Annotated in this window: 12 protein-coding genes and 1 pseudogene; 12 read left to right on the top strand and 1 reads right to left on the bottom strand. The window is 38.1% G+C overall.

Annotated elements, in window-relative coordinates:
- The first annotated feature begins 19 nt into the window (after positions 1-19).
- The 12 genes and pseudogenes from CRO54_RS15345 to CRO54_RS15400 all read left to right on the top strand — a co-directional run bounded on the left by CRO54_RS15345 (position 20) and on the right by CRO54_RS15400 (position 14582).
- Positions 20-1477 (top strand): UDP-N-acetylmuramoyl-L-alanyl-D-glutamate--2,6-diaminopimelate ligase, encoded by a 1458-nt coding sequence (locus tag CRO54_RS15345; RefSeq protein ID WP_097132947.1) that lies wholly within the window; start codon positions 20-22, stop codon positions 1475-1477.
- Positions 1477-2739 (top strand): phospho-N-acetylmuramoyl-pentapeptide-transferase, encoded by a 1263-nt coding sequence (gene mraY / locus CRO54_RS15350; RefSeq protein ID WP_097132948.1) that lies wholly within the window; start codon positions 1477-1479, stop codon positions 2737-2739. The genes CRO54_RS15345 and mraY overlap by 1 nt, the downstream gene beginning before the upstream one ends.
- A gap of 71 nt (positions 2740-2810) precedes the next feature.
- Positions 2811-4205, top strand: coding sequence for a UDP-N-acetylmuramoyl-L-alanine--D-glutamate ligase (murD, locus tag CRO54_RS15355; protein ID WP_097132949.1), 1395 nt, complete (start codon positions 2811-2813; stop codon positions 4203-4205).
- 102 nt (positions 4206-4307) lie between these two features.
- Complete coding sequence (locus CRO54_RS15360) at positions 4308-5486, top strand: FtsW/RodA/SpoVE family cell cycle protein (protein ID WP_097132950.1); 1179 nt, start codon at positions 4308-4310, stop codon at positions 5484-5486.
- A gap of 199 nt (positions 5487-5685) precedes the next feature.
- Positions 5686-5898: pseudogene (locus tag CRO54_RS21740) on the top strand (four helix bundle protein); the annotation flags it as partial.
- A 46-nt stretch (positions 5899-5944) separates the two neighbouring features.
- On the top strand, positions 5945-7048 hold the full coding sequence (murG, locus tag CRO54_RS15370) for an undecaprenyldiphospho-muramoylpentapeptide beta-N-acetylglucosaminyltransferase (protein WP_097132951.1): 1104 nt from the start codon (positions 5945-5947) through the stop codon (positions 7046-7048).
- Positions 7049-7125: 77 nt separating this feature from the next.
- Positions 7126-8478 (top strand): UDP-N-acetylmuramate--L-alanine ligase, encoded by a 1353-nt coding sequence (gene murC, locus CRO54_RS15375; protein WP_097132952.1) that lies wholly within the window; start codon positions 7126-7128, stop codon positions 8476-8478.
- A complete protein-coding gene (locus CRO54_RS15380; RefSeq protein ID WP_097132953.1) occupies positions 8471-9586 on the top strand; it encodes a cell division protein FtsQ/DivIB in 1116 nt (371 codons plus the stop codon). The genes murC and CRO54_RS15380 overlap by 8 nt, the downstream gene beginning before the upstream one ends.
- A 30-nt stretch (positions 9587-9616) precedes the next feature.
- On the top strand, positions 9617-10972 hold the full coding sequence (gene ftsA / locus CRO54_RS15385; protein WP_097133112.1) for a cell division protein FtsA: 1356 nt from the start codon (positions 9617-9619) through the stop codon (positions 10970-10972).
- Positions 10973-11101: 129 nt separating this feature from the next.
- Positions 11102-12784 (top strand): cell division protein FtsZ, encoded by a 1683-nt coding sequence (ftsZ, locus tag CRO54_RS15390; RefSeq protein ID WP_097132954.1) that lies wholly within the window; start codon positions 11102-11104, stop codon positions 12782-12784.
- A gap of 161 nt (positions 12785-12945) precedes the next feature.
- Complete coding sequence (locus CRO54_RS15395; RefSeq protein WP_097132955.1) at positions 12946-14190, top strand: aminotransferase class I/II-fold pyridoxal phosphate-dependent enzyme; 1245 nt, start codon at positions 12946-12948, stop codon at positions 14188-14190.
- A 215-nt stretch (positions 14191-14405) separates the two neighbouring features.
- On the top strand, positions 14406-14582 hold the full coding sequence (locus CRO54_RS15400) for a histone H1 (RefSeq protein ID WP_097132956.1): 177 nt from the start codon (positions 14406-14408) through the stop codon (positions 14580-14582).
- A 53-nt stretch (positions 14583-14635) separates the two neighbouring features.
- On the opposite strand, the gene CRO54_RS15405 is transcribed toward CRO54_RS15400, so the two are convergent.
- The gene (locus tag CRO54_RS15405) at positions 14636-14920 is read right to left on the bottom strand and encodes a hypothetical protein (RefSeq protein WP_097132957.1); all 285 of its coding nucleotides are present in this window, start codon (positions 14918-14920) and stop codon (positions 14636-14638) included.
- Positions 14921-14944 lie beyond the last annotated feature (24 nt).

Below are 14944 nucleotides of genomic sequence, written 5' to 3' on the forward strand. Positions count from 1 at the left end.
ATTAATCATTATTAGAAATATGAATTTACAAGATTTACTTTACGGAGTTTCGATTAAAAGTTTAAAGGGCTTGCCTCAGGTGGAGGTGGCTGCTTTGACTTTTGATTCTCGTTTGGTAAACGCTGGAACTTTATTTTTTGCCATTAGAGGTACTGCTGTAGACGGACATCAGTTCATTAACCAAACTATTGCTGCCGGTGCAAATGTAATTGTTTGTGAAGAGCTGCCTACAGAACTAAATGAGCAGGTGACTTATGTAGAGGTTGATGATTCTTCTGAAGCTTTAGGGGTTATTGCTTGTAATTTCTACGGTAACCCATCGGCTGACTTGAAGTTGGTTGGTATTACTGGAACTAACGGCAAAACCACCATTGCGACACTACTTTTCCAATTATTTAGTGGTTTGAATTATGGAGTTGGATTAATATCTACCGTTCAAAATCAAATTAATGAAAGGGTAGTGCCTGCAACACATACCACGCCAAATCCAATTGCTTTAAACCAGCTGTTGCGAGAAATGGTAGACGAAGGTTGTGAGTATTGTTTTATGGAAGTGAGTTCTCATGCGGTGTCTCAACATCGTATCGCTGGATTGACATTTGCTGGTGGGGTATTTTCGAACATCACTCACGATCATTTAGACTTTCATAAAACCTTCGATAATTACATCAAAGCAAAGAAGGCTTTTTTCGATATGCTGCCTAAATCGGCTTTTGCCTTAACCAATACCGACGATAAAAACGGGATGGTGATGTTGCAAAACACCAATGCGCACAAAAGAACTTACGCCTTAAAACAAATGGCAGATTTTAAAGCGAAGATAATCGAAAACAAATTTAGTGGCTTGCATTTAGAAATAGACCATACTGATGTTTTCTTCAAAATGGTAGGTTCTTTTAATGCCTATAATTTGTTGGCAGCTTATGGAACAGCTGTTTCATTGGAGCAAGATCAATTAAAAGTATTGACCACGCTTAGCGCTTTATCTGGTGCAGAAGGCAGGTTCGATTATATCGTATCTAAATCTGGTATTGTAGGGATTGTAGATTACGCACACACGCCAGATGCTGTGCAAAACGTATTGAGTACTATCGCGAATATCAGAAAAGGAACCGAACAGGTTATCACTGTAATTGGTTGCGGCGGCGATAGAGATAAAACCAAGCGTCCGGTAATGGCAAAGGTTGCTTGCGATTGGAGCGATAAAGTGATTTTAACGTCTGACAATCCTCGTACCGAAGATCCGCAAATGATCATCAAAGATATGGAAGCGGGTGTGTCGCCAACTAACCAGCGCAAAGCGATTAGCATTTTGGATAGAAAAGAGGCGATTAAAACGGCTTGTCACATTGCGCAGCCTGGAGATATCATCTTAATTGCTGGAAAAGGTCACGAAAAGTATCAAGAAATTAATGGTGTGAGACATCATTTTGACGATAAAGAAATTATTAACGAACAACTAAACCAAATCAACTAATGTTATATTTATTATTCGAATATCTACATAAGCATTATGATTTCCCTGGATTGAGGTTGTTCCAATACCTTACTTTCAGGTCGTCACTCTCGATCATTTTGTCGTTGATTATCACTACCGTTTATGGTCGTAGAATTATAGATTATCTGCATTCGAAACAAGTAGGTGAAACCGTTAGGAATTTAGGTTTAGAAGGACAAATGCAAAAACAAGGTACGCCAACTATGGGGGGTATCATGATTTTGATGGGGATTTTGATTCCTACTTTATTGTTCGCAAACATTACCAATATCTATGTGATCTTGATGATTGTGACTACCCTTTGGATGGGTGCAATTGGTTTCTTGGATGATTACATCAAAGTATTCAAAAAAAACAAAGAAGGTTTAGCGGGTAGATTTAAAGTGGTTGGTCAAGTGGGTTTGGCAATTATCGTGGGCTGTACCATGTATTTCCATCCTAATATTGTAGTACGCCAAACGGTAGATGAAACTGTTAAAGTAGATACGACTAAAGTTCAAAGTATTGCACCAATGGTATTGCGTAAAAAGGGCGAAACTTATTACTATACACAAGATGTGAAATCTACCAAAACTAATCTCCCTTTCTATAAAAATAACGAATTTGATTACGCTAAAGTAGTTAAGTTTTTAGGAGAGGGATATGAGAAGTATGCTTTCATCGTGTTCTTGGCTTTTGTAATTGTAATCGTAACTGCAGTTTCAAATGGTGCTAACCTAACCGATGGAATTGATGGCTTGGCAACGGGAACTTCTGCAATCATTGGTATTACGATGGGCATATTTGCGTACGTTTCGGGTAATACAGTAATGGCCGATTACTTAAATATCATGTACATCCCGAACAGTGGTGAGTTGATCATTTTTGCGGCTGCATTTATTGGGGCTTGTATCGGTTTCTTATGGTATAACTCATATCCAGCACAAATTTTTATGGGCGATACAGGTAGTTTAACTATCGGTGGTATCATCGCGGTATTTGCGATCATGACTAGAAAAGAATTGTTGATTCCAATTATATGTGGAGTGTTCTTGGTAGAAGTTTTATCTGTGAGTTTGCAGGTAACTTATTTCAAATACACTAAAAAACGTTTCGGCGAAGGAAGAAGAATATTCTTAATGTCGCCATTGCACCACCATTACCAGAAGAAAGGTTATCATGAAGCTAAAATCGTTACTCGTTTCTGGATTATTGGAATTTTGTTGGCGGTAATTGCATTTGTAACCCTGAAATTAAGGTAAAAGTAAAAAATAAAAACACCTGTTGTCAGTCTGAGCTTGTCGAAGACTAATTGCAAGAAGAAATAAAAAAAATGAACTCAAATAACAACATTTCGCAAAACCAATCTCAGTCAAATACGACTGCTGTGCGTTCGCGTATAGTTATTTTGGGTGCAGGCGAAAGTGGTGTTGGCGCAGCTAAATTGGCTCAAAAGCAAGGTTTCGATGTTTTTGTGTCTGATTTTGGAAGTATTGCAGCTATTTACAAAGCTGATTTGCAAAGCATGAACATTCCTTTCGAGGAAAATCAACATACCGAAGCATTGATTTTGAATGCAACGGAGGTAGTGAAGAGTCCAGGTATACCTTCAAAAGCGCCGATAGTGAAAGCGTTGGTAGAAAAAGGTGTTCCAGTAATTTCTGAGATTGAATTTGCGAAGAGATATACCAATGCAAAGACGATTTGTATTACGGGTTCAAACGGTAAATCGACAACTACCATGCTCACTTATCATATCCTTCAAAAAGCAGGATTGAATGTTGGCTTGGCAGGAAATATAGGTCGCAGTTTTGCAGCGCAAGTAGCTGATATAGACTTTGATTGGTATGTTTTAGAAATATCAAGCTTTATGCTAGATGATATGTATGAGTTTCGAGCAGACATCGCCGTGTTGCTCAACATTACTCCAGATCATTTAGATAGGTACGATTACCAAATTGCCAATTACGCAGCTTCGAAAATGCGAATTGTGCAAAATCAAACATCAGCCGATGCTTTTATATACTGTGCAGATGATGAAGAGACGAAGAAGATTTTAGATAAAGTAAATATAGAAGCACAAGCTTATCCTTTTTCTATCCTAAAAAAGGTAGAACAAGGTGCCTATTTAGAAGAGAATATTATACACATCAACACCAATTTAAATAACACACTAACCATGTCAATTTCGGATTTGGCCTTACAAGGCAAGCACAACATTTACAACTCAATGGCTTCGGGTATCGTAGCGAAGGTATTAGAGTTACGCAACGAAACAATCCGTGAAAGCATGGGTGAGTTTAAGAATATAGACCACAGGTTGGAGTTTGTAGCCAAAATCAATGATGTAGCTTACATCAATGATTCTAAAGCGACCAACGTAAACTCTACTTGGTATGCTTTGGAAAGTGTAAATACCGACGTGGTGTTAATTATGGGTGGTGTAGATAAAGGAAACGACTACGAAATGCTGAGAGACTTAGTGAAAAGCAAGGTTAAGGCAATTATCTGTTTAGGTAAGGACAACAAGCGTATTCACGACGCTTTTGAAGATGATGTAGATGTAATTGTAAACACATTTTCAGCGGAAGAGGCAGTACAGGTTGCTTATCACTTGGCAAAAAAAGGAAGCACGGTGTTATTGTCTCCAGCTTGTGCAAGTTTCGATTTGTTTAAAAGCTACGAAGATCGTGGTAACCAATTTAAGGCTGCAGTAAAAGAATTATAATAGAGACAAAAGCTAAAATGACCTAAGGTGTCTTAGGTGGTAAAAGTAAAATAAAATTAGTGTCAGTCTAAGCTTGCCGAAGACTAAATATAAAATAACAAAATGTTTAACATCAACGCACTTCTAGAACGTACCAAAGGCGACCGTTGGATTTGGATTATCATCCTCCTACTTTCGATGATTTCTATCATGGTAGTATATAGTGCCACTGGAGCTATTGCGTACAAAAAAGGCATTTCGGTAGAGAAATACCTGTTGTTTAAACACGTGATATTTGTGATACTTGGCATTGTGATGATTTACATCGCACACTTGTTGGATTATAAATATTATGCTGGTATTTCAAAAATACTGATGATTATCACTATACCATTGCTGCTTTATACTTTGATTTTTGGAGCGAATTTGAATGAGGCATCTCGTTGGGTAAAAATTCCTGTAATTGGATTGACGTTTCAAACTTCAGATTTAGCTAAACTCTCTTTAATTACATTCTTGGCTAGAATGCTAACGAGAAAGCAAGAGAATATTAAGGATGTAAAGAATGCATTTTTACCAATAATGGGTTCGGTTGTTGTCGTGTTTGGCTTAATTGCTAAAGCCAATTTGTCAACAGGCTTAATGTTGTTTGGCGTAAGTATATTGCTTCTAATCGTAGGTAGGGTTAGTATTAAACAGATTTCTTGGGTGATGCTGGGAGGGGTAGTAATGATGTTCTTCTTAGTTTTAACGACTGAGAGGGCAGGTACTTGGAAGTCTAGGGTAGATACGTTTTTACATCCAGAGTTGCAACACTCTGATAAGACATACCAGTCTGACCATGCTAAAATAGCATTGGCAACTGGCGGTTTCTTGGGTAAAGGACCAGGTAACAGTACGGAAAGAAACTTCTTACCGCATCCATATTCCGATTTTATTTTCGCCATTATTATTGAGGAATATGGAACGGTGGGCGGTTTAGCGGTAATGGTGTTGTATTTGGTACTGCTCTATCGATGCGTTAGGATTGTAACCCGAAGTCCCAAGGCCTTTGGTGCTTTGTTGGCAGCGGGGCTGAGTTTCAGTTTGACGATCCAGGCATTTGCGAATATGGCAGTTGCGGTGGGCTTAGGTCCGGTAACGGGTGTGCCTTTGCCGCTAGTAAGTATGGGGGGTACTTCCATGATATTTACCAGTATTGCTTTTGGCATTATTTTAAGTGTAAGCCGAGATGTGGAAGAAAATAGTACGGTTAAAAAAGAAGAAAAGGTAGTTGTTGGAAGTATTCCAGCGATGGCTTAGAGAAAATGTATAAATGATGAAATGAGAAAATGATTGAATAACGATGGAGAATAGTAAAGCAGACTTCGTTACGGCTTTGAAAATTAGAACAAAGGAGTTTGTTCTGTGCTCAATAAAGCTTTTTCAATCATTGCCTAAGACAGAGGAGGCGAAAATTTTAGGTAGACAGTTTTTAAGGTCGTAATCATCGGTTGGAGCAAATTATAGAGCAGCATGCAGAGCGAGGTCCAAAGCTGAGTTTTTTGCAAAGCTAAGTATTACGATTGAGGAAGCTGATGAAACTCAATTTTGGTTAGAAATTTTGGTAGAGTCAGGAATAATAACAAAAGATATAAATGATTTAATGAAAGAAGCAGGAGAAATTGTTGCCATTTTAACAAAAGCAAGAAAAACGGCAAGCGATAGTCGGTAACATTTACTCATTCGGTCATTTACTCATTTAAAATTTAATTAACAACATGAATAATTTCCCAAAAATTATCATATCTGGTGGTGGCACAGGCGGGCATATTTTCCCCGCCGTTGCTATCGCTAATGCCCTAAAAGCAGTTTCGCCGCAATGCGAGATTTTGTTCGTTGGGGCAGAAGGTCGCATGGAAATGGAGAAGGTTCCTGCTGCTGGATATAAAATTGTGGGACTAAATATAAGTGGCATTCAACGAGGTTCAATTTTTAAAAACCTTGGACTGCCTTTTAAGGTTATAGGTAGTGTGCGCAAAGCGATGAAATTAATTGCCGATTTTAAACCCGATGCAGTGGTTGGGGTTGGTGGTTATGCCTCTGGTCCGTTGCTTTATGCGGCTTCCCTAAAAAATATACCTTACTTGATACAAGAACAGAACTCTTACGCAGGCATTACCAATAAACTATTGGGTAAAAAGGCGGCGAAGATTTGTGTAGCTTTTGATGGTATGGAAGCTTTTTTTCCAGCGGATAGGATTTTGAAAACTGGAAATCCAGTAAGAAAGAATATTGTGAGTATTGATGGTCGTCGTTTTGCGGGAGCAGAGCTGCTAAAGCTAGATCCATTGAAGAAAACCATTTTGGTTACTGGTGGAAGTTTGGGTGCTGGAACGTTAAACAAAAGTATAGAAAAGCACTTGGTAGAAATCATCGCACAAGATGTGCAGGTAATTTGGCAAACAGGTAAGTTCTATTACAAAGGAATTATAGAGCGGTTGGGTTTGGAATATCATCCGAACGTACGAATTCTAGAGTTTCTGAATCAGATGGATTTGGCTTATGCCGCTTCGGATGTGATTATTTCTAGAGCTGGTGCGGGAACCATCGCAGAGCTTTGCTTAATCAAAAAGCCAGTGATTTTGGTGCCATCGCCAAATGTAGCGGAAGATCACCAGACTAAAAACGCTTTGGCTTTGGTCAAAGAAAATGCAGCAATACTAATTGCAGATACAGCAGCCGAAGACACTTTAGTTGCACAAGCGCTAGAATTACTAACTAATAAAGAGAAATCAGCGCAGCTGAGTGAAAATATAGGGAAAATGGCTTTTGCGAATGCAGATGAGGTCATAGCGAAAGAAGTGTTAAAATTAATTAAGTAAGAAGTTAAAAGTAGAAAGTGAAAAGTTTTGGGAGTAGTCTAAAAAACTAAACAACCAAAAACCAACCAACTAAAAGAATGGAATTGTCAAATATCAATAGGGTTTATTTTGTAGGCATAGGAGGTATCGGCATGAGTGCCCTTGCCCGCTATTTTGCAAAACGTGGCTGCGTAGTTTGCGGCTATGATAAAACTCGTACGGCTTTGACAGCGCAATTGGAGCAAGAAGGAATTCTAATTTCATTTTTGGATGAGGAAAATACGATTCCAGTTGCTTTTAAAGAGAAATACGATGATACACTGATTGTGTATACTCCGGCTATTCCTAAAGATTCGCATATCCTTAATTTTTTTCAGAGTAAAGGTTTTGAGTTAAAGAAACGTTCGCAGGTGTTGGGCATCATTAGCGAAGGAATGTATTGTGTTGCTGTTGCTGGTACGCATGGCAAAACTACAACTTCTTCAATGGTAGCACATATTTTAACCGCTACTGGTTTTGGTTGTACTGCTTTTTTGGGTGGAATTGCCACTAATTACAATAGTAACGTGCTTTACGGTAAAAACAATGTGGTAGTGGTAGAAGCTGATGAGTATGACCGTTCTTTTTTGACTTTGCATCCTGATGTGGCTATCATTACTTCAATGGATGCAGACCATTTGGATATTTACGGAGACGAAAGCCACTTGCACGAGTCATTTAATTTGTTCGCTGACCAATTGAAAGAAAACGGTCGCTTATTTATTAAGGATGGATTGCCAATTTACGGAATTACTTATAGTGCAACTGGAGAATCAGCGATTAATGCTAAAAATATAAGGGTAGAAGAAGGCTGCTTTGTTTTTGATTTTGAGGATGGTTATACTACCATCACAGATTTGAAATTGGCTATGCCGGGTAGACATAATGTAGAAAATGCAACTGCAGCGATTGGAGCGGCCTTAAGTTTGGGCATTCGACCTAAAGATGTAAAAAAAGCAATTGCGAGTTTCAAAGGTGTAAAACGCAGGTTCGAAACGATCGTTAAAACCGATAAGCATACTTACATCGATGATTATGCGCATCACCCTGAAGAATTGAGAGCTTGTTTTGATGCAGTGCGACAATTGTATCCTGAGAAGAAATTAACAGTGATTTTTCAACCGCATTTATTTACGCGTACAAGAGATTTTGCAGGTGATTTTGCAAAAGTGTTAAGCACAGCCGATGAGGTGATTTTGTTAGACATCTATCCTGCTAGGGAATTGCCTATTGAAGGCGTGACTTCTCAAATGCTACTGGATAAAATCACAAATGATCATAAACAAGTTTGTGCAAAAGAATTAGCAGTTGAACTGATAAAAAGTAAAAATCCTGAGCTGGTTTTGACCGTTGGTGCTGGAGATATAGATACCTTAATTGAACCATTAAAGAATACCTTGGCACATGCTTAAAAGAATAAACTGGAAAGCTATTTTTAAAGGATTTGCCTGGCTTAGTTGCTTGGCGGGTATGGTGGTATTGATGAGCTTTATCGATGCAAAAAAGCAATCGGTGAAGTGTGCAAAAATTGAAATATTGATTCCGGGAGCGGACAATTTTATTGAAATAGAAGAGATAGATGCCATCTTGAAACAAAACGAAGGCGATTTAATTGGTAGAAATCTAGAAGGTATTAATCTTCATAAAATAGAGAAGAGCATTGCTGCAAATCCCTACATCGGTTTTGTAAAGGTATATGCTGATATGAATGGAACCGTATTTGTTGAAGTGAAGCAGCGCCAACCGGTATTAAGGATTTTAAATGCTGGTGGGCAAGACTATTACGTAGACAGTGATGGTTTGAAGATGCCAATTTCGCCAAACTTTACTGCCAATGTGTTGGTCGCTACCGGAAATATTTTGGAAGGCTTCAACGGAAGAGTGGATACGTTAATGACTTCGGCAGCGAAAGATTTATATAAAACTGCTGTATTTGTTAAAAGAGATACTTTGTGGGATGCTCAGATAGAACAATTGCATGTTAACGATAAACTGGATATTGAAATGGTGCCAAGAGTTGGAAATCAGCGCATCATTTTGGGTAATGCAAAAGATATAGAAACTAAAATGAGTAACCTGTTGGCTTTCTATAAACAGGCAATGCCAAAAGTAGGCTGGAATGCTTATCGTTCTATCAATTTGAAATACATCAACCAGATTGTTTGCGAGAAGCGAGATTCGTTAACGATTAAGAAACTAGAGAAGCCTAGCGTGCCAGATTCTATAGTGCAACAACAACAAGTGATTAATGCGCAAGTGCAGTCTGCTATACAAGACGAAATAAGGAAGGCAACACAAGCAGCGGCTACAGAAACAAAAAAGGAAGAAAAAACAGCTTCAGCTTCTGCTAAAACAGAAAATAAGAAAACAGAAAATACAACAGACAAAAATAAAGCTTCGAAAAGCACAGAGAATAAGGAGAGCGTAAAGAAAGAAAAAGAGACAAAGACAGAGCAGAAGCAAGCAGCTACCAAAGAAAAAACAGCTACCAAAGATAAAACAGTAAAAACTAACAGATAATATCAAACTCAACAATAAATAATAATGGTTATGGGCAAAGAGAAAACTACCATTCAATCTCCAATCGTAGTAGGACTAGATATCGGTACTACCAAGATTTGCGTAATCGTAGGGCGCAGAACAAATCATGGTAAAATAGAAGTCCTAGGTATTGGAAAGGCCGAATCCGCAGGTGTTACCCGTGGTGTGGTTTCTAATATCCAAAAAACAGTGCAAGGCATTAATGCTGCTGTAGAAGTTGCAAGCTCGCAATCTAATGTAGAAATACGTGTGGTTAATGTGGGTATCGCAGGTCAGCACATTAAGAGTTTACAGCATCGAGGCATTTTAACTCGTAGAGAGTTGAATAACGAAATCAGCAAGAAAGATATCGACAAGTTAATTGATGATATGTTCAAGTTGGTGATGCCTCCAGGAGAAGAGATTATTCATGTTTTGCCACAAGAATTTACTATCGATAACGAGCCAGGTATCAAAGATCCAGTGGGTATGGCAGGAGTGCGCTTAGAAGCTAACTTTCATATCATTTCTGGTCAGGTAACGGCAGTTAAAAATATCATGCGTTGTGTAACCAATGCAGGTTTGCAAACCCAAGAATTAATTTTAGAGCCATTGGCTTCTTCTGAATCGGTGTTGAGCGAAGAAGAAAAAGAAGCTGGTGTTTGTTTAGTTGATATTGGTGGTGGTACAACTGATGTGGCTATTTTCCACGAAGGTATCATCCGTCACACAGCGGTAATTCCGTTTGGTGGTAACAGTGTAACCGAAGACATCAGAGAAGGATGTTCGGTAATGCGTAACCAGGCAGAATTATTGAAAACTCGATTTGGTTCTGCCCTGGCCGAAGAGAACAAAGAGAACGAAATTATTTGCGTTCCAGGACTACGTGGTCGCGAACCCAAAGAGATTTCTGTGAAAAACCTTGCCTATATCATCCAGGCCCGTATGGAAGAGATTGTAGAGCATGTTTATTACGAAATCAAATCATCAGGATACGAAAAACGCCTAATTGGTGGTGTGGTTATTACTGGTGGTGGTGCTTTATTGAAACACTTAAATCAAATGGTGGAGTACGTAACAGGTTTAGATTGCCGTGTGGGATATCCAAACGAGCACTTGTCTAAATATGAGGAAATGCCTAAAAATATCTACGACGATTTGAAGAGCCCAATGTACGCAACCTCTGTAGGTTTGCTAATCAAGGGGATTCAAAAAGCAGAAGATTTGCTGGAAGAAATGAAGCAGCCTGGTGTATTTGTAGAGAAACCAAAAGAAGTAAAAGAAAAAGCGAAAAGAAGTGGTCTGTTCGATAAATTGTTAGGAAAAGCGACAGAATTTATCAGAGATGATATGAATGTTAGCGACGAAGATTATATCAAGCCGTAATATTTTTCCACAAAAAGGGAGTTTTCCACATTATTAACACTTGTGGAAAACGACTGTTAAAAAAGTGTTAATATTACAAAAGGAATGAACAGCAAAAAATAGAAATTTAAACTACTGATTCATAACAATATGAAGTTCGAAATGTTAAAAGATAAATCTTCAATTATCAAAGTTATTGGTGTTGGAGGTGGTGGAGGTAACGCGGTAAACCACATGTACCGTCAAGGAATTACTGGTGTAGACTTTATAATTTGTAATACTGATGCACAGGCATTAGAGTTTAGTCCTATTCCGAACAAAGTACAGTTGGGCGCAAGTTTAACTGAAGGAATGGGTGCTGGTTCTATCCCTGAAGTTGGTAAGAATTCTGCTATAGAAAATATAGAGGATATCAAAACCATGTTAGGTCCACAAACCAAAATGCTTTTCATTACAGCTGGTATGGGTGGTGGTACTGGTACTGGTGCTAGTCCAATTATCGCTAAAGCAGCTAAAGAACTTGATATATTAACCGTAGCAATCATCACTACGCCTTTCTCTTTTGAAGGAAAGCGACGTAAGATGCAAGCTGATGATGGTTTAGGAGAATTAAAAAAATACGTAGATTCTTATTTAGTAATTTCTAATGATAGACTACGTGAAATCTTCGGTAACTTAACTTTAGGTTCGGCATTTGCGCAAGCGGATGATATTTTAACAACGGCAGCCAAAGGTATTGCAGAAATCATTACTGTTCCTGGTTATATCAACGTGGATTTTAAGGATGTGCGTACCGTGATGAAAGAAAGTGGTGTTTGTATCATGGGTAGCTACGCTGCTGATGGTGATAACCGTGCTTTAGCCGCAGTGGAAGGTGCCTTGGCTTCTCCATTATTGAAAGATAACGAGATTGAAGGTGCAAGGTATATCCTTTTGAACATCAGTTCTGGTGTGAAAGAAGTAACCATGGACGAGGTTTCAATCATTACCGATTATATCCAAGATAAAGCAGGTTTAAGTGCCGATTTAATCTGGGGTAACTGTATCGATGAGAATTTGGGAGATAAAATTTCAGTAACGATTATTGCTACTGGTTTCCAAACTACAGAACAAAGAGAGCAAGATAAACAGAACGTTAAAAAGATTTCTCTATTAACTCCTGAAGAAGCTCCTTTGGTTAGACCAGTTGAGCCAGTTAATTCATTTATTACTCCAAAAGAAGCCCCAGTTAGTAACGAGCCTGTTTTGAAAGTACAACCTGAAGAAGCAAAGCAACCAGATTTATTTGGTGACTTATTCAATATTGCTAAGCCTGCTCCAGTAGCTGTTACGCCAACTCCAGTACCAGCTCCAGTAGAAAATAATGTGGTTTTTCATCAGTTGGTTGAAGAGAAAGCACCTGCAGAAGAGCCAAAGCAAGTTGAAGAACCAGCTTTTCAGTTTGAAGTAAAAGTTGCAGAAACTGAATTCGTTTTTGAAACTCCCGTAGCTTCAGCTCCGCAAGAAGTTGTTAGAGAAGAATTGCCAGCTGCTGCTGCTCCAGTAGAAGAGTTCAGCGCAGATCAAGATAAAACAGACGAATCGATAGAAGAGCAGCTTAGAAAATCGAAAGAGAGAATCTTAAGATTAAAAGACCTGAGCATGAAATTAAGAACGACTAATGGTTTGCAAGAGTTGGAAAATGTACCTGCATATCAGCGTAAGCAAATGCAATTGCAACAAATCCAACACTCATCAGAGTCGCAAGTTTCTAGGTTTACCTTAACTAACGACGAAGATGGTGAAACAGGAATAAGACCTAATAACTCATTTTTGCACGATAATGTGGATTAATGAGATAAGTTAAATAATGTTAAAGCCTTGGTAATTTGTGTTGCCGAGGCTTTTTCGTGTCTAACATCATATCTAAAGGGTTGCCTAATAACGATTTTAACCTTAAATTTGCGCTCAAAATTCGTATAGTACAATAACATTTTACATATAAATATAACACATTGGATATTTTTGATAAAGTAGCGAAACGCATGGGACCACTTGGTCAACACCAAAAATGGTCACATGGGTATTTTTCTTTTCCAAAATTAGAGGGAGAGATTGCACCACACATGAAATTTAACGGCAAAGAACTTTTGGTATGGAGCTTAAACAACTATTTGGGTTTAGCAAATCATCCAGAGGTAAGAAAAGCAGATGAGCAAGGTGCTGCCGAATTCGGTATGGCTTACCCTATGGGCGCTCGTATGATGTCGGGTAACTCTAAGTATCACGAACAATTAGAACAAGATTTAGCTGCATTCGTAGGTAAGGAAGATTCGTTTCTTTTAAATTTTGGTTACCAAGGCATGGTTTCTATCATCGATGCTTTGTTAGATAGAAATGATGTAGTAGTTTATGATGGCGAATCACATGCTTGTATTTTAGATGGTTTGCGCTTACACATGGGTAAACGTTTTGTGTACAAACATAACAATGTTGAAGATGCTCGTAAACAATTGCAAAGAGCTACTAAATTAGTTGAGCAAACTGGCGGAGGTATCTTATTAATTACTGAAGGTGTTTTCGGTATGTCGGGTGCGCAAGGTAAATTAAAGGAGTTAATCGAACTTAAAAAGGAATTTAACTTCCGTTTATTAATTGATGATGCACATGGTTTCGGTACCATGGGTAAAACTGGCGCAGGTACACACGAAGCACAAGATAGTATCGAAGGTGTAGATGTTTATTTTGCTACTTTCGCTAAATCTATGGCTGGTATTGGAGCATTTGTTGCCTCATCTAAAACTTTAACCGATTATTTTAGGTATAACATGCGTTCTCAGACCTTCGCAAAGGCTTTGCCTATGCCAATGGTAATTGGTTTGATGAAGCGTTTAGAACTGCTTAAAAACAATCCGGAATTAAGAGAAAAACTTTGGACTATCGCTACTGCTTTACAAACTGGTTTACGTGAGCGTGGTTTCGATATCGGTATAACAGATACAGTGGTAACACCTGTTTTCTTTAAAGGAGATTTAGCAGAAGCTACGGCATTAACTCATGATTTGCGTCAGAATTATGGTGTTTTCTGTTCCATCGTAATGTATCCAGTTATCCCTAAAGGGATGATTGAGTTACGATTAATTCCTACTGCAGTACATACATTGCAAGATGTAGAACTTACATTGAGTGCATTTAACGAAGTGGCAGAGAAATTAAAAACCGGCTATTATCAGCAACACTTATTTCCAACTGGAGAATAGGTTTGATAATAAAAAAGGCTTTGATTTTATCGAAGCCTTTTTTATTATCTTTTGATATTCAAGTGTTTTGCTGTTTATAAGTGGGTGATTTGTGGAAAAAAAACGCACAAAACCGAACTTTTTATTTGGTAAGGTATTTTTTTATTAAAATAAACATCTTACATTAGTAATAGAGTATTAATCAAAACCTTAAAACTAATAGGAGTATTTTTAAAATGAAAAAATTTGCTGAAGTAAAAGCACTAGTAGCAGCTTTAGAAGCTGATGTGGACAAGTTCTATTCGAAATCTAACAGCGCAGCTGGCACACGTGTACGTAAAGGTATGCAGGATTTAAAAAATCTAGCGCAAAGCATCCGTTTAGAAGTACAAGAAACTAAAAACAAAGCTTAATTTAAACGCATTGTGAACAAAAAAGCACCTCTGACCAAGGTGCTTTTTTTATTTTACTGCATTCGCATAAACTTATGGTCATCTGGGTAGCTCCCTTCTTCAAATCTTACTAATTTGTGTTTTTCGAAAACGAAGAATTTATAGGCCTCTGTAATTTGGTTGTAGGTTCGATAAACAACAGAAGCATCGTTTTGGTTGCCGTAAACTTGTACAGCTGATTTGTTAAAGCGTTTGAATTCTTGCTCTTCCATTCCTAGCGTAAACTTGGGTTCGTAGTATTGTACTACGTTGCAGCTCATTGTGCCTAGCACAAGTAGCAATAGTAATAATTTTTTCATTTTTACGTGATTTAATTGCCTAAA

This window comes from Pedobacter xixiisoli (assembly GCF_900215335.1).
Classification (GTDB): domain Bacteria; phylum Bacteroidota; class Bacteroidia; order Sphingobacteriales; family Sphingobacteriaceae; genus Pedobacter; species Pedobacter xixiisoli.